The organism is Verrucosispora sp. WMMD1129, assembly GCF_029581255.1.
GTDB classification, from domain to species: domain Bacteria; phylum Actinomycetota; class Actinomycetes; order Mycobacteriales; family Micromonosporaceae; genus Micromonospora; species Micromonospora sediminimaris.
Map to the genome: position 1 here is coordinate 4,007,567 of NZ_CP120741.1, position 19,148 is coordinate 4,026,714.

Annotated in this window: 18 protein-coding genes and 1 pseudogene; 6 read left to right on the plus strand and 13 right to left on the minus strand. The window is 70.8% G+C overall.

Translation table 11 applies throughout. The features are described from left to right. Positions 1-6 precede the first annotated feature (6 nt). The 4 genes from O7624_RS18610 to O7624_RS18625 are packed head-to-tail and all read right to left on the minus strand — an operon-like array spanning position 7 to position 3,633. A complete protein-coding gene (locus O7624_RS18610; protein ID WP_282236709.1) occupies positions 7-657 on the minus strand; it encodes a response regulator transcription factor in 651 nt (216 codons plus the stop codon). Beyond that, complete coding sequence (locus O7624_RS18615; RefSeq protein WP_282236710.1) at positions 654-1,976, minus strand: sensor histidine kinase; 1,323 nt, start codon at positions 1,974-1,976, stop codon at positions 654-656. Before O7624_RS18615 ends, O7624_RS18610 begins: the two co-directional genes overlap by 4 nt. A 4-nt stretch (positions 1,977-1,980) precedes the next feature. Beyond that, positions 1,981-2,715: an ABC transporter permease gene (locus O7624_RS18620; RefSeq protein WP_093403426.1), complete on the minus strand. Its 735-nt coding sequence runs from the start codon at positions 2,713-2,715 to the stop codon at positions 1,981-1,983. A gap of 9 nt (positions 2,716-2,724) precedes the next feature. Beyond that, positions 2,725-3,633: an ABC transporter ATP-binding protein gene (locus tag O7624_RS18625; protein WP_282236711.1), complete on the minus strand. Its 909-nt coding sequence runs from the start codon at positions 3,631-3,633 to the stop codon at positions 2,725-2,727. Between the two features lie 158 nt (positions 3,634-3,791). Between O7624_RS18625 and O7624_RS18630 the strand changes: the two genes are divergently transcribed. Together O7624_RS18630 and O7624_RS18635 are read left to right on the plus strand one after the other, a co-directional pair. Continuing rightward, entirely contained in the window at positions 3,792-4,583 is a 792-nt protein-coding gene (locus O7624_RS18630; RefSeq protein WP_170863398.1) for an EI24 domain-containing protein, read from the plus strand. Position 4,584: 1 nt separating this feature from the next. Then, on the plus strand, positions 4,585-5,100 hold the full coding sequence (locus O7624_RS18635; RefSeq protein WP_282236712.1) for an O-acetyl-ADP-ribose deacetylase: 516 nt from the start codon (positions 4,585-4,587) through the stop codon (positions 5,098-5,100). On the opposite strand, the gene O7624_RS18640 is transcribed toward O7624_RS18635, so the two are convergent. The 7 genes from O7624_RS18640 to O7624_RS18670 all read right to left on the minus strand — a co-directional run bounded on the left by O7624_RS18640 (position 5,097) and on the right by O7624_RS18670 (position 12,888). Continuing rightward, complete coding sequence (locus tag O7624_RS18640; protein WP_282236713.1) at positions 5,097-6,005, minus strand: GNAT family N-acetyltransferase; 909 nt, start codon at positions 6,003-6,005, stop codon at positions 5,097-5,099. The genes O7624_RS18635 and O7624_RS18640 overlap by 4 nt on opposite strands. Positions 6,006-6,136: 131 nt before the next feature. Further along, positions 6,137-7,144: a LacI family DNA-binding transcriptional regulator gene (locus O7624_RS18645; RefSeq protein ID WP_282236714.1), complete on the minus strand. Its 1,008-nt coding sequence runs from the start codon at positions 7,142-7,144 to the stop codon at positions 6,137-6,139. 19 nt (positions 7,145-7,163) lie between these two features. Continuing rightward, positions 7,164-8,534, minus strand: coding sequence for a GH1 family beta-glucosidase (locus O7624_RS18650; protein WP_282236715.1), 1,371 nt, complete (start codon positions 8,532-8,534; stop codon positions 7,164-7,166). Beyond that, complete coding sequence (locus tag O7624_RS18655; protein WP_093403439.1) at positions 8,531-9,364, minus strand: carbohydrate ABC transporter permease; 834 nt, start codon at positions 9,362-9,364, stop codon at positions 8,531-8,533. The genes O7624_RS18650 and O7624_RS18655 overlap by 4 nt, the downstream gene beginning before the upstream one ends. Positions 9,365-9,467: 103 nt before the next feature. Beyond that, positions 9,468-10,475 carry a sugar ABC transporter permease gene (locus tag O7624_RS18660; protein ID WP_282236716.1) on the minus strand — a complete coding sequence of 336 codons (1,008 nt, stop codon included), beginning with the start codon at positions 10,473-10,475 and terminating at the stop codon, positions 9,468-9,470. Positions 10,476-10,587: 112 nt separating this feature from the next. Beyond that, on the minus strand, positions 10,588-11,895 hold the full coding sequence (locus O7624_RS18665) for an extracellular solute-binding protein (RefSeq protein WP_282236717.1): 1,308 nt from the start codon (positions 11,893-11,895) through the stop codon (positions 10,588-10,590). 228 nt (positions 11,896-12,123) lie between these two features. Beyond that, positions 12,124-12,888: a maleylpyruvate isomerase family mycothiol-dependent enzyme gene (locus O7624_RS18670; protein ID WP_093403706.1), complete on the minus strand. Its 765-nt coding sequence runs from the start codon at positions 12,886-12,888 to the stop codon at positions 12,124-12,126. Between the two features lie 70 nt (positions 12,889-12,958). Here O7624_RS18670 and O7624_RS18675 point away from each other — a divergent pair, with 70 nt between their 5' ends. Next, the gene (locus tag O7624_RS18675) at positions 12,959-14,041 is read left to right on the plus strand and encodes a UDP-N-acetylmuramate dehydrogenase (protein WP_282236718.1); all 1,083 of its coding nucleotides are present in this window, start codon (positions 12,959-12,961) and stop codon (positions 14,039-14,041) included. An 84-nt stretch (positions 14,042-14,125) separates the two neighbouring features. On the opposite strand, the gene O7624_RS18680 is transcribed toward O7624_RS18675, so the two are convergent. Both O7624_RS18680 and O7624_RS18685 read right to left on the minus strand, forming a co-directional pair. Next, positions 14,126-14,923: a class I SAM-dependent methyltransferase gene (locus O7624_RS18680; RefSeq protein WP_282240679.1), complete on the minus strand. Its 798-nt coding sequence runs from the start codon at positions 14,921-14,923 to the stop codon at positions 14,126-14,128. After that, positions 14,920-15,684 carry an SDR family oxidoreductase gene (locus tag O7624_RS18685; protein ID WP_282236719.1) on the minus strand — a complete coding sequence of 255 codons (765 nt, stop codon included), beginning with the start codon at positions 15,682-15,684 and terminating at the stop codon, positions 14,920-14,922. The genes O7624_RS18680 and O7624_RS18685 overlap by 4 nt, the downstream gene beginning before the upstream one ends. A gap of 184 nt (positions 15,685-15,868) precedes the next feature. On the opposite strand from O7624_RS18685, the gene mshA reads away from it, so the two are divergent. The 3 genes and pseudogenes from mshA to O7624_RS30690 all read left to right on the plus strand — a co-directional run bounded on the left by mshA (position 15,869) and on the right by O7624_RS30690 (position 18,924). Then, positions 15,869-17,218 carry a D-inositol-3-phosphate glycosyltransferase gene (mshA, locus tag O7624_RS18690; RefSeq protein ID WP_282236720.1) on the plus strand — a complete coding sequence of 450 codons (1,350 nt, stop codon included), beginning with the start codon at positions 15,869-15,871 and terminating at the stop codon, positions 17,216-17,218. A gap of 73 nt (positions 17,219-17,291) precedes the next feature. Further along, positions 17,292-17,854, plus strand: a pseudogene (locus O7624_RS18695) (YbjN domain-containing protein). 188 nt (positions 17,855-18,042) lie between these two features. Then, entirely contained in the window at positions 18,043-18,924 is an 882-nt protein-coding gene (locus O7624_RS30690; protein WP_348774991.1) for a hypothetical protein, read from the plus strand. Positions 18,925-19,148: the final 224 nt, after the last annotated feature.

Below are 19,148 nucleotides of genomic sequence, written 5' to 3' on the forward strand. Positions count from 1 at the left end.
CGACGCTCACCGGCCACCGGGGGTCAGCAACCCCCGGTCGTACGCGACGGCCACCGCGGCGGCCCGGTCGTTGACCCCGAGCTTGGCGTAGACGTGCAGCAGGTGGGTCTTCACCGTGGCCTCGCTGATGAACAGGCGCGCCGCGGCCTCGCGGTTCGACGATCCCCGGGCGACCAGGGTGAGCACCTCCAACTCACGCTGGCTCAGCGGTTCCTCGGCCGGTTGGCGTGGCGTCCGGAGGCGACCCATCAACCGGCCGGCCACGCTTGGCGCGAGCACCGACTCGCCTCGGGCGGCGGCCCGTACCGCCCGGACCAGTTCGTCGCGGGGCGCGTCCTTGAGCAGGTATCCGGTGGCGCCGGCCTCGATCGCCGGGAGCACGTCCGCGTCCGTGTCGTACGTGGTCAGTACCAGCACCTTCGCCGGGCTGTCCGTCGCGACGAGGCGACCGATCGCGGTCACCCCGTCCACCCCCGGCATCCGCAGGTCCATCAGCACCACGTCGGGGTGGTGCCGGGCGGCCATCGTCAGCGCCTCGGCGCCGTCCGCCGCCTCGCCGACCACCTCGAATCCAGGGTCGCCGGCGAACATGCCGCGCAGTCCGTCCCGCACCACTGGATGATCATCCACGATGAGCAGGCGTACCGGATCGGTCATGCGGCGGCTCCGGGCAGGGCCGGCACGGAGGCCGAGACGGCGGTCCCGCCACCCGGTTCGGACTCGACGGCGACCTGGCCACCGACCCGGTTGACCCGCTGCCGCATTGCGGTCAGGCCGTAGCTTCCGTCCTGATCCGGGGTGGTCGACTGGTTGGCCACGTCGAATCCCGATCCGTCGTCGCGGACGTCGAGGGTGACCACGTCCGACATGTACGACAGGGTGAGCCCGACCCGGGACGCGCCGGCGTGCCGGGCCACGTTGCTCAACGCCTCCTGCGCCGCCCGCAGCAGCGTCACCTCGATCTCCGGGTGCAGTGGGCGGGGCGTCCCGGTGGTGCTGACGCTGGCCGTCACCCCGTGCACTGCCGACCAGCGTTCACCCAGCTCGGAGAGCGCGTCGGGAAGGCGGGCCGTCTCCAGCGGCTCGGGGCGCAGCGCCCGGACCGACCGGCGGGCTTCGGTGAGGCTCTCCCGGGCCAGCGCCAGGGCGTTGTCCATGTGGCGTCGCCAGTCGGCGGAGCGGTCGCGGGTCTGCTCGGCCGCCTCCAGCTGGGTGATGATGCCGGTCAGGCCCTGGGCCAAGGTGTCGTGGATCTCCTGAGCCATCCGCTGCCGCTCGTCCAGTACGCCGGCCTCGCGGGCCTGGGTGAGGAGCTGGGCGTGCAGTCCTTCGTTCTCCCGCACCGTCTCGGCGAGCTGGCGGTTGGCGGCGGCGAGTTCGGCAACCAACCGCTTACGCCTGGCGTCCTCCCGCTCACCGACCAGGTTGAACCAGCTCACCGCACCGGCCAGGACCAGGTTGACAAGCACCAACACCAGCCACAGCGGCCAGTTCGACCACGAGGACGGCAGACCGCCGCCCTGCGCGGTGGCCACCAGCACGGCTGTCGCGGCCATACCGGCGAACCGCCATCGTCCGTTGAGCACGAGGAAGGCGTGCAGAAATCCGACCCAGGCGAAGAAGCCGTACCACGGGCTCGCGGCCACCAAAACGGCGGCGAAGGCGAGCAGCCCGACGTAGTAGACCGCCATCGACCGCTGCTGTCCCTGCCACTGAGGAGACAGCACGACATACCAGGTGACCCAGCAGGCGGTCAGCCCGGCGATCACCAAGGTGAGCGGCATCGGCAGCCCACGCGGTGCCGGCGCGAAGGCGGCCAGCAGCGAGCCCACGAGCAGGCCGCCGTAGGGCAGCACCCGGTGCAGCCGCGCCTCCCGCGCCCGCCAGTGGGTTAGCCAGTCGTCGGCGGGCAGGGTGTCGTCGCGGCTGGCCGCCGAGCGGTCCCCGCCGTAGGTCATCCCGTCCCCGCTCACCATGCGCTCACTCCCAGCGGAACAGCCTCGCCGCAGCGGCGCCGGCCGCCACGGCGATCACGGCCATTATCCCCAGGTGCAGCGGGTGCGGTGCGGTGCCGGTCCAGGCGTCGAGCAGCGCCTGGACCCCGGGCGGGGTGTAGGCGCCGATGTCGGCGAGGAAGTCGGGCAGCAGGAACCGGGGCAGGTACACCCCGCCGAAGAACATCGTCACCATGAACAGTGGTACCGCCAGCGCCTGGGCCGCCTTGGCGGTGGGCGCGACCGCCGCCACCAGCAGCCCCACCGCGAGCAGAGCGGCCGTACCCAGGACGAGCGCCACCGCGAACCCGAGCGGGTGCTGCGGCAACGGGGTGCCGAACGCCAGTCGGGCGATCACCGCGAGGAGCACCGCGCTGGCCAGGATGCCCACCAGGGCCAGCACGAGTTGAGCGGTCAGCAGCGCCAGCGGACTTGCCGGGGTGGTGGCCAGCCGGCGCAGGATGCCGCGCTCCCGGTAGGTGGCCAGCACGGTGGGCAGGGCGTTGATGCCAACCATGGCCAGCGTGACGACCAGCAGCGAGGGGGTGAAGTACGTGACGAAGGACTGGTTGCCGAATTCGGGGCTGGGTTCCCGAAGCGACGGAATCAGCCCGAGCACCACCAGGATCAGGGTGGGCAGGGCGACGGTGAGCATCAGCGTCGGAATGTCCCGTAGGTAGAGCTTTGCTTCAGTCCTGAGGATCTGGCCGAAGGCGTGCATCGTGTCCCCTCAGTCGACGAACCGGCGCCCGGTCAGCTCGACGAACGCGTCGTCAAGCGTGGCCTGCTCCAGCCGTAGTTCGGCGGCGGTGATCTGGTGGCGGGCGAGCACCGAGGTGACCGCGTGCAGCACGTCACCGGTGCCGGTCACCACGATCTGGCTGCCGCTGCGTGTCACGGTCGTGACCTGCGGCAGGCCGGTCAGCAGCCGGTCGTCCAGTGGAGTGGACGGGCGGAACCGGATGCGCTGCTCGGGTGCTACGGCCGAAACCAGCCCGGCCGGGGTGTCCAGGGCCACCACCCGCCCCTTGTCGATCACCGCGAGGCGGTCACAGAGCCGCTCGGCCTCCTCCATGAAGTGGGTGACCAGCAGGATGGTCACCCCGCGATCCCGGACCCGCTCGATCAGACCCCAGGTGTCCCGGCGTGCCTGCGGATCCAACCCGGTGGTCAACTCGTCCAGAATGGCGATCCGCGGGTTGCCGACCAGCGCCAACGCGATTGAGAGCCGCTGCTTCTGACCGCCGGATAGCTTCTCGTACGGGGTGTTCCGCTTCTCGTCGAGGCCCAACTCGCCGATGAGCTGTGTCGGGTCGGCCGGCTCGCGGTAGAACGACGCGTAGAGCTCCAACGCCTCGGCCACCCGGAGCCGGTCGGGCAACTGGCTCTCCTGAAGTTGCACCCCCACCAGCTGGCGCAGCCGGGTGGCGTCCCGGCGAGGGTCGAGCCCGAGGACCGACACCCCGCCCCCGTCTGGGACGCGCAGCCCGGCGACACACTCCACAGTGGTGGTCTTGCCGGCGCCGTTCGGGCCGAGTACGCCGAAGATCTCGCCGGCCTCGACGTCGAAGGACACGTCCGCCACCGCCACCGTCTCGCCGTACCGCTTGTGCAGGCTGGTCACCTCGATGACCGGCATGGCAGCCGCCTCTCGTCGTCGGTTCCGGGTACCGCTCAAGCGTCGCGGGAGGCGGCCGGCGACGAATCGACCGGCTGTAGGTGACCTTGGTCAGCTCCGGTTGATTCCGGCGATCCGTCAACCGGTGGATGCGCCGACGAGTGACTACGCTCCTGGACGTGCACGCATCCGAGCTTCCCTCCACCGCCGTGGGCGCGGGCCGCCGCTTCGTCGGCGGGGCCACGCTGCTCCTGCGGGGCATCGGCCTGTACGTACGCAGCCCAGGTCTGATGCTGCTCGGCGTCGTCCCGGCGCTGATCTCCGGGGCGATCTTCGCGACCGCGTACGCTCTCCTGGTCTTCTTCGTCGGCGACCTGGCCGCTGCGGCCACTCCGTTCGCCGACGACTGGGCGGCGACACCGCGCAGCGTGGTCCGGGTGATCGCCGCGCTGGCCTTCCTCGGTCTCGGTGGCCTGCTCACCGTTCTCACCTTCACGGCAGTCACCCTGGTCATCGGCGATCCCTTCTACGAGAAGATCTCCGAGCGGGTCGAGCGGCGCTACGGCGGTACGCCGGACGAGGTCGAGGTCCCGTTCTGGCCGTCGCTGCGTCGCAGCGCCGCCGACTCGCTCCGGCTGGTCGCCCTGGCGGCGTTGTTCGGCGTGCCGTTGTTCGCCGCCGGTTTCATTCCGGTGGTCGGGCAGACCGTGGTGCCGGTCATCGGCGCGTTGGTGGGCGGCTGGCTGCTCGCCGTGGAGCTGACCGGCGCGCCCTTCTCCCGGCGCGGCAAGCGACTGCCGCACCGGCGCGCGGCACTGAAGGTGGACCGACCCACCTCACTCGGCTTCGGAGTCGCGGTCTTCGTCTGCTTCCTGATCCCACTCGGCGCGGTACTGCTGATGCCGGCCGCGGTGGCCGGCGCCACCCTGCTGGCCCGCCGCTCCCTCGGCCAACCCATCACGGAGGGCTGACATGCACATCGCCCTGGTAGCGGGAGACATCACCACCGAACAGGTGGACGTGGTGGTGAACGCGGCGAACTCGTCGCTGCTGGGCGGCGGGGGAGTCGACGGCGCCATCCACCGCCGGGGCGGACCGGCGATCCTCGCTGAGTGCCGCGCGCTGCGCGCCTCGCGCTACGGGCGGGGCCTGCCGACCGGACAGGCGGTGGCCACCACGGCAGGTGACCTGCCGGCGCGTTGGGTGGTGCACACCGTCGGCCCGGTCTGGTCGGACACCGAGGACCGTGCCGCGCTGCTGCGCGCCTGCTACACCAACAGCCTCGCTGTCGCGGACGAACTGGGCGCGGCAAGCATCGCCTTCCCGCTGATCTCCGCCGGGGTCTACGGCTGGCCGGTCGAGGACGCCGTCCGTCAGGCCCTGTCGGTGCTGCGCGCGGCAACCCCGACGAACATCACCGTGGCTCGGCTGGTGCTCTTCGGCGCCGACACCCACGCGATCGCCGAGCGGGTGTACGCGGAGGGTTAGCGCATCTCGCGTACGCAGGACCACTGCCTGGCCACCCGCCGGTAGCCGAGCCGGTCGTTGACCGCCAGCATCGCCGCGTTCGCCGCGTCGTTTCCGGTGTACGCGACGGTGACGCCGCGCGCCGCCGCCCGGTGTAGTGCGGCCAGCTTCGCCAACCGGGCCAGCCCTCGGCCGCGGAAGTCCGGCACGGTGCCGGTGTAGTCCGACCACATTCGTGCGCCGTCCCGCTTCACCAGGCTGATCGCCACCAACTCGCCGTCGACCTCGGCGCCCATGCTGGCCTCCCGGTCCAGCCCGACGTTGTCCCAGGTGTCGGCGCACCAGGTGGCATATCCGATGGCGTCGGAAGTCACGTCACCCGGCTCGTCGGCGCTGGCCAGCACGTCCACCCGGTGGACCCGGCGGGGGTCGACCTCGGCCAGCGGGACCAGCCGGACATCGTCAGGGACCGGTGGCAGCGGTGGCAGCGCGTGCAGCTCCAGAGCCGAGAAGTGCTCCTGCCGACTCGGGATGAAGCCGTGCCGGCGGGCGAACGGCAGCGCCTCCGGCAGCGTACGGCCCCGTAGCCGGTTCAGGCCGAGCGGCGCGAGGTGCTCCAGCGCCCGGCCCAGCAGTGCCCCGCCGATCCCGCGTCGCCGCTGGTCCGGGTGTACGTGCAGCAGGGACACCTCGCCGACGGCTGCGCTGGTGTTGGTGTTGCGGGACGCCGACACCCAACCGATGACCTGCCCGTCGACCTCGGCGACGAAACCGCCCCAGTGCTGCTCCGCCGGTGGCGTCGAGATCAGCTGCCGGGTGGACGCGACACCCCGGATCAGGAAGGGAAACACGAGGGTACGCAGCGCCACCACGGCTGGGGCGTCGTCGGGATGTGCGGGACGGATCAGCGCGGACGGTTCAGGCATGCGCGGCAGGCTAACCAAACCCCACGGATCTCCGCGCCCGCTTTCCCACCCCTACCTCCGCTACGCCCGACGCAGCACCCAGGCGGTGGGTACGTTTCTTGTCGCCCGGGCGACAAGAAACGTACCCGGGTTCAGGCGGATTCGCGGATGATCAGCTCGGTGGGCAGGATGAGCGCCGGTTCGACGTCCTCCCCAGCGGCGAGGCGGAGCAGCAGCCGGGTGCCCTGCCGACCCAGCTCCACTATCGGTTGCCGGACGGTGGTCAACGGCGGATCGGTGTACGCGGCGGTCTCGATGTCGTCGAAGCCGATCACCGCCACGTCCTCGGGTACCCGACGTCCCGCCTCGCGGAGCGTACGCAGGGCGGCGTGGGCCATCAGGTCCGACGCGGCGAAGACGGCGTCCAGGTCGGGGTGGGCGGCGAGCAACTCCCGCATCGCCGCCGCTCCGGACTCGCGGGTGAAATCGCCGACCGCCACCATCTCGGGCAGCCCGGCGGCGGCGACGGTGTCCCGGTAGCCGGCCAGCCGCTCGATGCCGGCGACCATGTCCTGCGGTCCGGCGATGGTGGCGATCCGACGCCGGCCGCTGTCGATCAGGTGCCGTACCGCCCGGGTGACCCCGCCGACCTGGTCGACGTCGATGTACGGCACGTCCGCCCCGTCGAGCGGTCGGCCGCTGCACACCACCGGGATGCCCAGCGCGGCCAGTCGGGCGGGCAGCGGATCTGCCCCGTGCAGCGAGGCGAACAGCACCCCGTCGACGTGCCGACCTGTGGTGTACCGGGCGACCCGTTCATGCCCGGCCGGCGACCCGGCCAGCATCAGCACCAGCTGCTTGTCGGCGGCCTCCAACTCCTGTGCCGCGCCCCGGATGATCCCCGGGAACACCTGGTCGTCGGAGAAGACCCGGGTGGCCTCCTCCGGCATCACCAGGGCGATCGAGTCGGTCCGCTGGGTGACCAGGGTGCGTGCGGCCAGGTTCGGCACGTACCCAAGCTCGGCGACCGCCTGACGGACCGCCTCCTGGATCGGCTCGGCGACCGTGGTCGAGCCGTTGACCACCCGGGAGACGGTGGCCCGGGACACACCGGCCCGTCGTGCCACCGCTTCCAGAGTGGGCCGTTGCGCCCCCGTCATCGGAGAAACCACCACCTCGTCACAGCCCGTTCCGGGAGATCACCTCCTGGTACCACCGGGCGCTGGACTTCGGTGTACGCCGCTGAGTGAGGTAGTCGACGTGCACGATGCCGAATCGCTTACGGTACCCCTCGGCCCACTCGAAGTTGTCAAGCAATGACCATACGAGATAGCCGCGCAGGTCGACGCCCCGGGCGATGGCCTCGTGCGCGGCGCGCAGGTGGCCGTCGAGGTAGGCGATCCGGTCCGAGTCCTGGAGCGGGGTCGTCGGGTCGGCGGTCTTGTCCGGGAAAGCCGCGCCGTTCTCGGTGATCAGCAGCGGTACCGCCGGGTAGTCGGTGGCGATGCGCTCCAGCAGCCGGGTCAGTCCGGCCGGCTCGATCATCCAGCCCATGTCGGTGAGCGGCCCGACCGGTGCCAGGAACTGCACCTGTCCCTCGGTGCCGGGGTACGCCCCGCCACCACCGGCACCGTCCGTCCGGCCGGCGACGTAGGTGGGCGCGTAGTAGTTGATCCCGAGCAGGTCGATCGGCGCCGCGATGATCTTCTCGTCGTTGTCCTGCACAAAGGTGGGTTCGACGAACCGCGCCACATGCTCCCGGATGTCGTCCGGGTACCCGCCGACCAGCAGCGGATCGAGGAAGATCCGGTTGTGCAGGCCGTCGACCAGGCGTGCGGCGGCGGCGTCGGCCGCGCTGTTGGGATCGGCCGGGCGTACGTCGGCGGGATTGAGCGTGACGCCGACCCGGCCGGCGCCGGCCGCGCGCAACGCCTGGGTCGCCAGGCCGTGCGCCAGCAGCAGATGGTGTACCGCGCTGAAGGCCGCGCCCGGATCCTGCACCCCGGGGGCGTGCACACCGTTGCCGTAGCCGAGGTACGCCGAGCACCACGGCTCGTTGAGCGTGGTCCAGGTGCCGACCCGGTCACCGAGGCGGGCGTACAACGCGGAGGCGTAGGTGGCGAAGTGCTCGGCGGTGTCCCGGCTGGTCCAACCGCCGCGATCCTGAAGGGTCTGCGGCAGATCCCAGTGGTAGAGCGTGATGATCGGATCGATGCCCCGGCCCAGCAGCGCGTCCGTCAGCCGGTCGTAGAAGTCAAGGCCGCGCGGGTTGACCGGGCCACTGCCGTCGGGCTGGATGCGGGGCCAGGAAACCGAGAAGCGGTACGCCTGCAAACCCAGCTCCGCCATCAGCGCGACGTCGTCGGCGTACCTGTGGTAGTGGTCGCAGGCGACGTCGCCGGTGTGGCCGGCGTGCACCTTGCCCGGCGTACGGCTGAAGGTGTCCCAGATCGACTCACCGCGCCCGTCGTCGCGGGCCGCCCCCTCGATCTGGTACGCCGCAGTGGCCGCACCCCAGAGAAAGTTGTCCGGAAATCTCAACTCAGTCACGCCTTGACCGCACCTTCCATGATCCCGCCGATGATCTGGCGGCCGAACAGGACGAATACCAGCAGCAGGGGCAGCGTGGCGATGGCCGTGCCGGTGAAGACCTGGGACATGTCCTGGTAGTAGCCGTCAGACAGGGCCCGCAACGATAGCTGCACGGTGGGATTCTCCGGGTCGTTGAGCACCGCGTACGGCCAGAGGAAGTCGTTCCAGGTGGTCATGAAGGTGAGCAGGCCGAGGACGGCGGCGGCCGGCCGCAGCGCCGGCACCACCACGTTCCAGTAGATGCGGGCGGTGCCGCAACCGTCCACCCGGGCTGCCTCGATCAGCTCGCTGCTGACCGCCTGCCCGGCGTACTGCCGCATCATGAACACCCCGAAACCGGTGACCAGTGCGGGCATGATCACCGCCGGCAGCCGGTCGTTCAGGTTGAACTTCGTCATCAGGATGTACAACGGAATCACGCCCAGTTGGGTGGGCACCATCATCGTGGCAATGATGATCATCAAAAGTGCGTTGCTGCCCCGGAACCGCAGCTTGGCGAAGGCGAACCCGGCGAGGGTGGAGAAGAACACCACGGAGGCGGTGACCGTGATCGCGACGATCGCCGAGTTGATCAGACCGGTCAGGAAGTAGGCGTCGGTGTTGGCGAACAGCCGGGAGATGTTGGCCCCCAGGTTGCCGCCGGGCGTCACCGGCGGTGGCAGCTGGCCCATCGCATCGCTGGACCGGCTGGCCACCACGAACATCCAGTAGATCGGAAAGACCGACAGGACCCCGGCGGCGACGAGTGCGAAGTAGGTGAGCGGGCTCGCCCGCCACAACTGGCTCATCGCGCCACCTCGCTTCGTTCGGCGTCCCGATGAGCTTTACCAGCACTGAGCCGAATTGTTCGCTCGCTGCGCTCGCTCACCCGCGCCACCTCGCTGCGCTCGCTCATCGGGAGCCTCCCTTCCGCTTGCCGGTGTCCGGCCGGGCGCCGGCGCCGAGCCGGCGGATGATCAGTACGTTGATCGCCGCGACGATGGCGATCAGGGCGAAGAGCAGCCAGGCGACCGCCGACCCGTAGCCGAAGTTGTAGTACGGCGCGAAGGCGTTCTCGAACATGTACATGGTCATCGTCTGCGACTCGCGAAGCGGCCCGCCCCGGATCGCGTTGGTGCCGGAATGGAACAGCCGGGGCTCGGTGAACAGTTGCAGGCCGCCGATGGTGGAGATGATGACGCAGAAGATGATCGTCGGCTTGAGCAGCGGCACAGTGATGGTCCAGAACTGCCGGGCCCGGTTCGCGCCGTCGATCGCCGCCGCCTCGTAGAGGTCGCGGGGGATGGCCTGCATGGCGGCCAGGAAGATCAGCGCGTTGTAGCCGGTCCAGCGCCAGTCGACCATCGTCGAGATGGCCACCCAGGAGGCGAACCGGTTGGATTTCCACTCGATGCCGTCGACGCCGACCAGGTCGAGCAGCCAGTTGACCATGCCGAACTCACGGCCGAACAGCACGCCGAACACGATCGCCACGGCTGCCGTGGAGGTGACGTTGGGCACCAGCACCGCCATCCGCCAACCGGTACGCATCCGCAGCTGCCGGTTGAGCAGGTTCGCCAGCCAGAGCGCGGCGAGCAGCTGGGGGAGCGTGCTGATGACGAAGATGCCGAGGGTGTTGACCACCGAGTGCCAGAAGTCGCTGTCCGCCAGCAGCCGGGTGTAGTTGTCCGCGCCGATGAATGTGGGATTGCTGCCGAGCAGGTCCCAGTCGTGCAGGGAGACCCAGAAGGTGTACGCCAGCGGCCAGGCCCCGAAGATCGCGAAGATCACGAAGAACGGGGCGATGTAGAGGTAGGGCGAGTACTTCGCGTCGATCCGGCTCAGCCGGCCGGCCCGGGACGGGCGGCTGTCCCGCGGCGCCGGTCTGGCCGGCGGTCGCGCGTCGAGCTGCAACGCCATGACCCGTTGACTCCTTTCCACGCCCCCGCCCCGCGCCGGCCCAGGGCGAGCCGCCGTACGCGTACGACGCGGCGGACCTGGACCGGCGGCGGGGATGGGGCCGTCGGGCCGGTTACTTGGCGGCGGCCTTCTTGGCGTTGTTGATCGCGTCCTGCCAGCCCTGGTCGGGGCTACGCTGGCCCAGCTCGACGGTGCGGACCGCGTTCTCCACCTCGGTGCGGACGGCCTGGTTCTTCGGGCCCATGTAGACCGGCTTCAGGGTCTTCGCGCCCTCGCCGAAGATCTTGCCGACCGGTGCGTCGGAGAAGTACGCGTTGGTGGCCTCGGTGATGGCGGGGTCGTCCAGCGCCTGCGGCGAGGACGGCAGGGGACCCTTGGCCTTGAAGGCGCCGATGTGACCCTCGGCGCTGGTCAGGAACTTGACCAGCTTGACCGCCTCGTCCTGGTGCTTGCTCTGCTGCGGCACCGCCAGGTGCGAGCCGCCCCAGTTGCCACCGTTGCCCGGCACCCGGGCGATGTCCCACTTGCCCTTGGCCTCCGGCCCGGCGTTGCCCTCGATCACGCCGGTCATCCAGGCGGGGCAGGCGATGGTGGCGAACTTGGCCTGCTTGAAGGCGGAGACCCATTCCTCGGACCAGGAACCGTACTTGCCGGACAGGCCGGCGTTGACGATGTTCATGGTGATGTCCCAGGCCTGCTTGACCGCCGGGTTGGTGTCGACCACCAGGTTGTCGCTGGTGTCGTAGTAGTGGTAGCCCTGCGCGTTGCCGGCCGTCTGGAGCACGATGGTGTTGAAGGTGTTGGTGGCCGCGTCCAGGAACGACGCGCCGGTGTTGGCGGCCTTGAACTTCTCGCCGGTGGCGATGTAGTCCTCCCAGGTCGGCCAGAGTGCGGAGACCTGCTCACGGTCGGTCGGCAGGCCCGCCTTCTCGAACAGGTCGGTGCGGTAGCACATGGCCATGCCGCCCACGTCGGTGCCGAGCCCGATCAGCTTCTGGCCGTCGGCGGTGAGCCCCTGGTTCCACTTCCACTCCAGGAAGTTGCCCTTGAGGTCGGCGGCGCCGTGGTCGAGCAGGTTCACGAAGTTGTCCGGGTTGGCCTTGTACTCGACCATCAGGCCCTCTTCGATGGCCACGACGTCACCGGCGCCCTTGCCCGCGGCGAGCCACTGGGTCAGCTTCGGTGAGTACTCGTCGAGGTTGCCGCCGGTGCCCCGCTCGACGATCTTGATGTTCGGGTTGGCGTCCATGTACTGCTGGTAGAGCTGCTCGTAGCCGAACTGCCCGAAGACGTCGACGGTGAGCGTTATCTTGCCGTCCCCGGCGGCCTCGTCGCCGCCGCCGCAGCCGCTGCTGACGAGCAGGACGCCGGTGGCGGCCAGAGCGACCGCCGCGAGGCGGTGACGCGGGAATGTGCCCATTGTCTGATGACCCCTCTCAGGTCGGGGTGGTGGTAGAAGGTTCTGAGAGCGCTCTCTCGTAGCCTGCGGTCCGCCCCGGGACCGTGTCAAGAGAGCGCTCTCTCAGCCTCCATCACAGAATGGCCACAACCGGACCGCCGCCCACCCGCACTGATTGATCATGAGGTTGGCGGCAACCGGAGAGATCAACTGCCGCCCAACCTCATGATCGACGAGGGTGGGCGGGGGTCAGCCGGTGCGTACGCCGTCGAGCAGGGTGCGGTCGCCGGAGACGGTCAGGGTGTCGAAGCTGACCCGGCCCCAGAGCGCCAGCAGCAGGTCGCTGGCGGTGCCGGTGACCTGCACCCGGGCATGGTGATCGTCGTGGTCGAGGATGGTGCCGGTGTCGAGCAGGGCCACCCCCTCGCCGCGCAGCCGCAGATACCACTCCTGGTCGGCGTCGGTGGCGGTCAACCGGACCACGCCCGCCCACGGGCCGCCCGACCTGCGGCGGCCCGCCGGCAGCCAGGTGTCCAGCACCTCGCTCACCCCGTCGGCCGCGAGCTTGGCCTCGACCGGCTCACCTGCGGCAATGGCGAGCTGGGCGTCCCAGCGGTGCACCGCCGTCTCATGGGCCATCCGACGTGGCCAGAAGCCCGCCTTCTTCGGCTGCGGAGCCCAGTTCCAAGCCGGCGCCTCCGGGTCGAGGGAGTCGAAGAGCGCCATCAGTTCGTCGTACGCCTGCTGCCACTGCTGCACGGCGGTGACGTCCGCCGCCGGCTCGACCGGCTGTGACCGGCTCTGCTGTGGTGCCGACGGGTCGCCTGAGCCGGCCACGGCATGCACCCACCGGTAGACGCCGGCGAGATGGCGGGTCAGGTCGGTCACGGTCCAACCGGGGCAGGACAGCACAGGTGTCTCGGGCGGTGCCTCGGCCACCGCGGCGGCGAACGCCGGGCCCTCCGCCCGGAGCGCGCCGATCCAGAAATCCTTGGTGCCGTGCAATCTGCTCATCGCCATCCTCCCGGGGGTGACCGGGCCACCAGTGGGTGCCACGGCTACCCCTCAGCCTAGGGTGAGAGGCGTGTCTGACGTCTACGCCCAGCCGACAGCCGCCGCGCAACCCGCCAGCACGGACGATCTGGCGCAATACACCACATTGTGCCTGGGTGGGCCCGCCGGCCGGGTGGTCAGCGCCACAAACGCCGACGAGATCGTCAGCCGGGTACGCGAGGCGGGCGCCGAGATCCTCCTGATCGCCGGCGGTAGCAACGTGGTGATCGGTGACGGTGGCTTCCCCGGCACGGTGGTGCTCGTCCGCTCCCGGGGGCTGCGGGTGCTCACCGAGGACGAGCAGACCGTGACGGTACGGGTCGAGGCCGGCGAGCCGTGGGACGACCTGGTCGCCGCGACGGTACGCAACGGCTGGTCAGGGCTGGAGTGCCTGTCCGGCATCCCCGGCTCGACCGGTGCCACGCCGATCCAGAACGTCGGGGCGTACGGGCAGGAGGTCGCCGAGACCATCACCGCCGTGCAGGTCTACGACCGGACGGCCGGCGCGGTCGGGCGGGTCGAGGCCGCCGACTGCGGCTTCGCCTACCGGTCCAGCATCTTCAAGTACAACGAGCGCTGGGTGGTGCTCTCGGTGGACTTCCGGCTGGCCCGTTCGCCGCTGTCCGGCCCGGTGCGCTACGCGGAGCTGGCCCGGGCGCTCGGCGTCGAGGTCGGTGACCGGGTGCCACTGGACCAGGCCCGGTCCACGGTGCTGGGACTGCGCGCGGGCAAGGGCATGGTGCTCGACGCGGGCGACCCCGACACCCGCTCCGTCGGCTCGTTCTTCACCAATCCGGTCCTCGACGCCGCCGCGTACGAACAGTTGCGGCAGCGGGCCAACGGGCTGGGTGAGCCGCCGGCGTGGCCCGGTGCCGGCGGCGTGGTCAAGGTCAGCGCCGCCTGGCTGATCGACAAGGCCGGTTTCGGCAAGGGGTATCCCGGCCCCGAGGGCACGGCCATCTCCACCAAGCACACCCTCGCCCTGACCAACCCCACCGGCAACGCCAGCACCAAGGCCCTGCTCACCCTGGCCCGCGAGATCCGCGACGGCGTCCAGTCCCGCTTCGGCGTAACCCTCCACCCCGAACCCGTCCTCATCAACTGCACCCTCTGACCGGGTTGATCAAGAAGTTTGCGTCAGCTTCCGCGCGGAAGCTGACGCAAACTTCTTGATCAACTCCGTGTCCGCCGGGCTCGTTCAGGTGGGGGAGACTGCGGGCCAGGGGACGGTGAGGTGGCCGTGGCGCCAGTGGCGGGGGCGGCCGAGGACGGGCCAGCCCTGGGCGCGGACAGCCGACACGGTGTGCAACCAACGTTGGCGCGGGCCAAAGGGGGCGTAGCCAGCAGCGGCCCGCCAGGCGTCGTCCAGGGCCCGGATCAGGTCGTGGATCCGCTCGCCCGGTACGTTGCGGTGGATCAGCGCCTTGGGTAACCGTTCGGCCAGCTCGGCCGGACTTTCCAGCGTCGTCAGCCGAGCGGACAGGGTCAGCGAGCGCGGTCCGTCGGCATCGAGCAGCACCCACCCGCCGAGGCGTCCCAGTTCGTCGCAGGTCCCCTCCATTAGCAGCCCACCCCGCGCCAGCCGGGCGCACATCGTGGCCCACGCGTCGGCCACTTCGCTCTCGTCGTACTGGCGCAGCACGTTGAACGCGCGGACCAGGGTGGGACGCAGACCGGCCAGCTCGAAGCCGCCCCGGGCGAAGGTGAGCCCGGGTGGGTCGGCGGCGGGCTGCGCGTCGGCGACGCGTACCGGATCGATCTCCAGCCCGACCACCCGCACGTCCGGGCGGACCCGGGCGGCGAGCCGGTCCCGCAGCTCCACCGCGGTCACCGGGGTCGCGCCGTAGCCGAGGTCCACCACAAGCGGGTCTGGCGCGGCGCGCAGCGGATCAGCGCAGGTCTCCACGACCCAGTTGTCGACCCGGCGGAGCCGGTTGGGATTCGTGGTTCCCCGGGTCGCCGCGCCGAGCGGCCGGGACGCCGGCGTCACCGTCAGCCCGTCCGGTGCACCTTGTGCTGGGCGGCCTGGGCCAGCGGCCGGACCACGAGACTGTCCACGTTGACGTGCTGCGGTCTGGTGGCGCACCAGGCGATGCAGTCGGCGACGTCCTCGGCGAGCAGCGGCTCCGCGACCCCGGCGTAGACCGCCTCCGCCCGCTCGACGTCCCCGTTGAAGCGGGTCAACGAGAACTCGTCGGTCTTCACCATGCCCGGGTCGATTTCGATCACCCGCACCGGGCGCCCGCACAACTCCAGCCGCAACGTGCCCGCGATCGCGGTCTGTGCGTGCTTGGCTGCGGTGTAGCCGCCCCCACCCTCGTAGACGGTGAAGCCGGCGGTCGACGAGACGACGACGACGGTGCCGGACCCGGAACTCTCCAGCGCTGGCAACAGCGCCTGGGTGACCCGCAGCGTGCCGAGCACATTGACGTCGTACATCCACTGCCAGTCACCGACCGCGCCGGACTCCACCGGATCCAGCCCACGTGCCCCGCCCGCGTTGTTCACCAGGAGGGTCACCGGCCCGCCGGCCTGCTGCGCGGCCCGGGCGAGGTCGGCCACCGACCCGTCGGAGGTGACGTCACAGCGCACCGCGGTGGCGGAACCGCCGGCTGCGGTGATCTCCGCGACCAGTTCGGCCAGGCGGTCGGTACGCCGCGCCGCGGCGAGCACGTGGAACCCCTCGTCCGCGAGCCGCCGGGCGGTGGCGGCGCCGATCCCGCTGGATGCTCCGGTGACGATCGCGACACGACTCATCCGGCCATTCTCGCCCCCCGCCATCGGATGGCGGGCGGCACGGTCGCCATGAGGTCGGTCACGCCCGAAGGCCTGCCCGACGTATTACCCGTCGCCGATCGGGAAGATGACATCCGGCGCGGAGTGTTGACGCAGAAGCGCCGGTCGTGCGGGGACGGCATCAACCGTGGCAAAGGGAGCGGAAGTGGCGGAAGAGCACACCGGTGTCGGTCGTCAGCGAGGTTCCCTGCCGTGGCCGCGTCCCCGGCGGATCGCGACACTGTCGGTACACACCTCACCGTTGCACCAGCCGGGCACCGGGGACGCGGGCGGCATGAACGTCTACATCCTGGAGGTGTCCCGGCGACTGGCCGAGGCGAACGTCGAGGTCGAGATCTTCACCCGGGCCACCTCGGGCGACCTGCCGCCGGTGGTGGAGGTGGCCCCCGGAGTGCACGTCCGGCACGTGATGGCCGGCCCGCTGGAGGGCCTGACCAAGGAGGAACTGCCCGGCCAGCTCTGCGCGTTCACCGCGGGCGTGCTGCGCGCCGAGGCGGCCCGCCCGCCGGGCCACTACGACCTCATCCACTCCCACTACTGGCTCTCCGGGCAGGTCGGCTGGCTGGCCAAGGACCGCTGGGGGGTGCCGCTGGTGCACACCGCGCACACCCTCGCCAAGGTGAAGAACGCGCAGCTCGCTGCCGGTGACCGGCCGGAGCCGAAGGCGCGCGTGATCGGTGAGGAGCAGGTGGTCGCGGAGGCGGACCGGCTGGTGGCGAACACCCGGGTCGAGGCGCGGGACCTGATCGGCCGGTACGACGCGGACCCCACTCGGGTGACGGTGGTCGAGCCCGGGGTGGATCTGGAGCGGTTCCGTCCCGCTGTCGGCGACCGGGACGCGGCGACCACCGCCGCCCGGGTTCGGCTGGGCCTGCCGACCCGTGGTCATCTGGTCGCCTTCGTCGGGCGGATCCAGCCGCTGAAGGCGCCCGACGTTCTCATCCGCTCGATCGCCGCCCTCCGGGCGCGGGATCCCGAGCTGGCCCGTGAGGTGGCGGTGGTGATCTGCGGCGGGCCCAGCGGCACCGGGCTGGACCGGCCAACCGCGCTTATCGAACTGGCCGCCTCGCTCGGCGTCACCGACCGAGTGCACTTCCTGCCGCCGCGCACCGGAGTGGAACTGCCCCTGCTGTACCAGGCGGCCGACCTGGTCGCGGTGCCGTCGTACAACGAATCCTTCGGCCTGGTCGCACTGGAGGCCCAGGCCTGCGGTACGCCCGTCGTGGCCGCCGCCGTCGGCGGACTGGTCACCGCGGTGCGTGACCAGGTCAGCGGGGTGCTGGTGCGCGGACACGACCCGGCGGACTGGGCGGGTACGCTGGCCCGCCTGTTGCCCGACCGGGCCCGACGGGCGGAGTTGTCCGCCGGTGCCGCCCGGCATGCCCGAGCCTTCTCCTGGCATCGCACGGCCGCCGGCCTGCTCAGCGTCTACGGTGAGGCGATCGCCGACAACCGGGCCGGCCTCACCGCAGAACTCACCGCCTCTTGCTGTTGACCGCCGGACTGGCTCGGCCCACCGGTCCGGTCCCTCCCGGCGACGCGATGGTGATCGTCGTAGAGTTGGCCGGATGAGCGACCTCGGTGCACTGATCGAGTCCGTCTGCGCGGAGCGTGACCTCGCCTGCGAGTCCACCGGCCCGGGGTCGTACGCGGTGACCCTGCCCGGTACGCACAAGCTCAAGACGATCTGCAACCTGATCGTCGGTGAGCACGCGCTGCGGATCGAGGCGTTCGTGATGCGTCAGCCGGACGAGCGGCGCGAGGAGCTGTGGGCCTGGTTGTTGCAGCGCAACGCCAAGATGTACGCGGTGTCGTTCTCCATCGACGCGGTCGGTGACGTCTACCTCACCGGCCGGGTCAACCCGGACGGTGTCGACGCCGACGAGTTGGATCGGCTGCTCGGCGCGGTACTGACCTACGCCGACGAGTCCTTCGACACGATGCTGGAGATCGGCTTCGGCAGCTCGATCCGGCGCGAGTGGGAGTGGCGGGTGAATCGCGGTGAGTCGACCGCCAACCTGGCCGCCTTCGCGCACCTGTTCGAGCCCTCGGAGGCCGCCCGGTCGGCTCCGCCGGCAGCCGGGAACTCGGACGCCTCTTGACGGCAGCGGGAGGTTCGGACCGCTCCTGACGGGTAAGCCGCTGCGCGCGGTGCGGCGTTGGGACCCGCCGCGCCGAGACGGCGAGTGGCGAGGAGCGTGAGCATCCATGGCTCAGCGAAGCAGCTCGGGTCGCGGCGGGACCGCGACCAGGACCAGGCGGCAGGGCGGCAACCAGACCCCGAACACGCCACGGATCTCCGAGTCGGAGATCTCCCGCATGCGGGTGGACGACATTCGGGGACAGCTGCGGCGACACGGGGTCTCCGGCATCTCGGCCCTGCGTAAGCCAGAACTGGTGAAGACACTGGCGAAGACGCTGCGATCCAGCGGCGCCGGGCGCCGCAGCAGCGGCCCGGCCGGCCGGGCCGGCGCCACGAAGGCGTCCGGCACGAGACAGGCGGCTTCCGGCCGGACGGCACCGGGACGGGCCAAGGCGGCACCGGGACGGGCCAAGGCGGCGCCGGGACGGGCCAAGGCGGCAGCACCGGCGAAACGGGCTGCTCCGGCGCGCAAGGCGACCGGCGCGGCGGCCAGGTCGACCGCCGGCACCGCCCGCAAGGCGACAAGTGCGGCGCGCAGGTCCGAGACGGGTACGGCGCGGAAGAGCACGGCCGGAGCGCGGAAATCGGCCCCGCGCAAATCGGCCCCGAGCGGCACGACGACCACCCGCGCCCGTAAGGCGGTACCCACCCGCCGTCCGGCCGAGGCTCGGCCGGCCCGTGGTGGCGCGGCCCGGACCGGTCGGTCGACGTCGCGGTCGGTCCGGTCGTCGCAGCTGATCTCCTCGCTCCAGGACCGGCCGGAGCGCCCCGGCCGCAGCCTGGTGACCACCAACCATGACGTCATTCGGCGGTGGGCCCGGGAGCGGGGCGCCAAGCCGGCGACGATCAGCGGTACCGAGCGCGCGGGTCGGGCCGGGGTGCTGACGTTCAACATTCCGGGTTACCGGGAGAGCAGCCGGATCCGCGAGATCACCTGGGACGAGTGGTTTCACACCTTCGACCTGCGCCGGCTGAACCTGATCTACCAGGAGCAGATGCGGGACGGCCGGCAGAGCAATTTCTTCCGGACCGAATCACCCGATCGTGAGGATGGGTGAGAGGTTTGCGGGAATAGCACTCGGGTACCCGCAGTTGGCCTTGACCGAGGGCCTAAGCGCCGTCTCCAAGGGGATCGCGCTGTGACGGGCGAGACAGCCGCTCAGGTTGAATCGCGAGGTCGGGCCGCACTAGCTTTATTGCACCGCGTCACGCTCGGTACCGTTCGGGGGAGCGGCGGATCGATCAGATCTGTGCAGCCGGGCGAGACGCGGGGGACGGGTGG

Coding starts and splice junctions, on each gene's coding strand:
- O7624_RS18610 (WP_282236709.1), bottom strand. CDS start 657: ATGACCGATCCGGTACGCCTGCTCATCGTGGATGATCATCCAGTGGTG.
- O7624_RS18615 (WP_282236710.1), bottom strand. CDS start 1,976: ATGGTGAGCGGGGACGGGATGACCTACGGCGGGGACCGCTCGGCGGCC.
- O7624_RS18620 (WP_093403426.1), bottom strand. CDS start 2,715: ATGCACGCCTTCGGCCAGATCCTCAGGACTGAAGCAAAGCTCTACCTA.
- O7624_RS18625 (WP_282236711.1), bottom strand. CDS start 3,633: ATGCCGGTCATCGAGGTGACCAGCCTGCACAAGCGGTACGGCGAGACG.
- O7624_RS18635 (WP_282236712.1), top strand. CDS start 4,585: ATGCACATCGCCCTGGTAGCGGGAGACATCACCACCGAACAGGTGGAC.
- O7624_RS18640 (WP_282236713.1), bottom strand. CDS start 6,005: ATGCCTGAACCGTCCGCGCTGATCCGTCCCGCACATCCCGACGACGCC.
- O7624_RS18645 (WP_282236714.1), bottom strand. CDS start 7,144: ATGACGGGGGCGCAACGGCCCACTCTGGAAGCGGTGGCACGACGGGCC.
- O7624_RS18655 (WP_093403439.1), bottom strand. CDS start 9,364: ATGAGCCAGTTGTGGCGGGCGAGCCCGCTCACCTACTTCGCACTCGTC.
- O7624_RS18660 (WP_282236716.1), bottom strand. CDS start 10,475: ATGGCGTTGCAGCTCGACGCGCGACCGCCGGCCAGACCGGCGCCGCGG.
- O7624_RS18665 (WP_282236717.1), bottom strand. CDS start 11,895: ATGGGCACATTCCCGCGTCACCGCCTCGCGGCGGTCGCTCTGGCCGCC.
- O7624_RS18670 (WP_093403706.1), bottom strand. CDS start 12,888: ATGAGCAGATTGCACGGCACCAAGGATTTCTGGATCGGCGCGCTCCGG.
- O7624_RS18685 (WP_282236719.1), bottom strand. CDS start 15,684: ATGAGTCGTGTCGCGATCGTCACCGGAGCATCCAGCGGGATCGGCGCC.
- O7624_RS30690 (WP_348774991.1), top strand. CDS start 18,043: ATGCGGGTGGACGACATTCGGGGACAGCTGCGGCGACACGGGGTCTCC.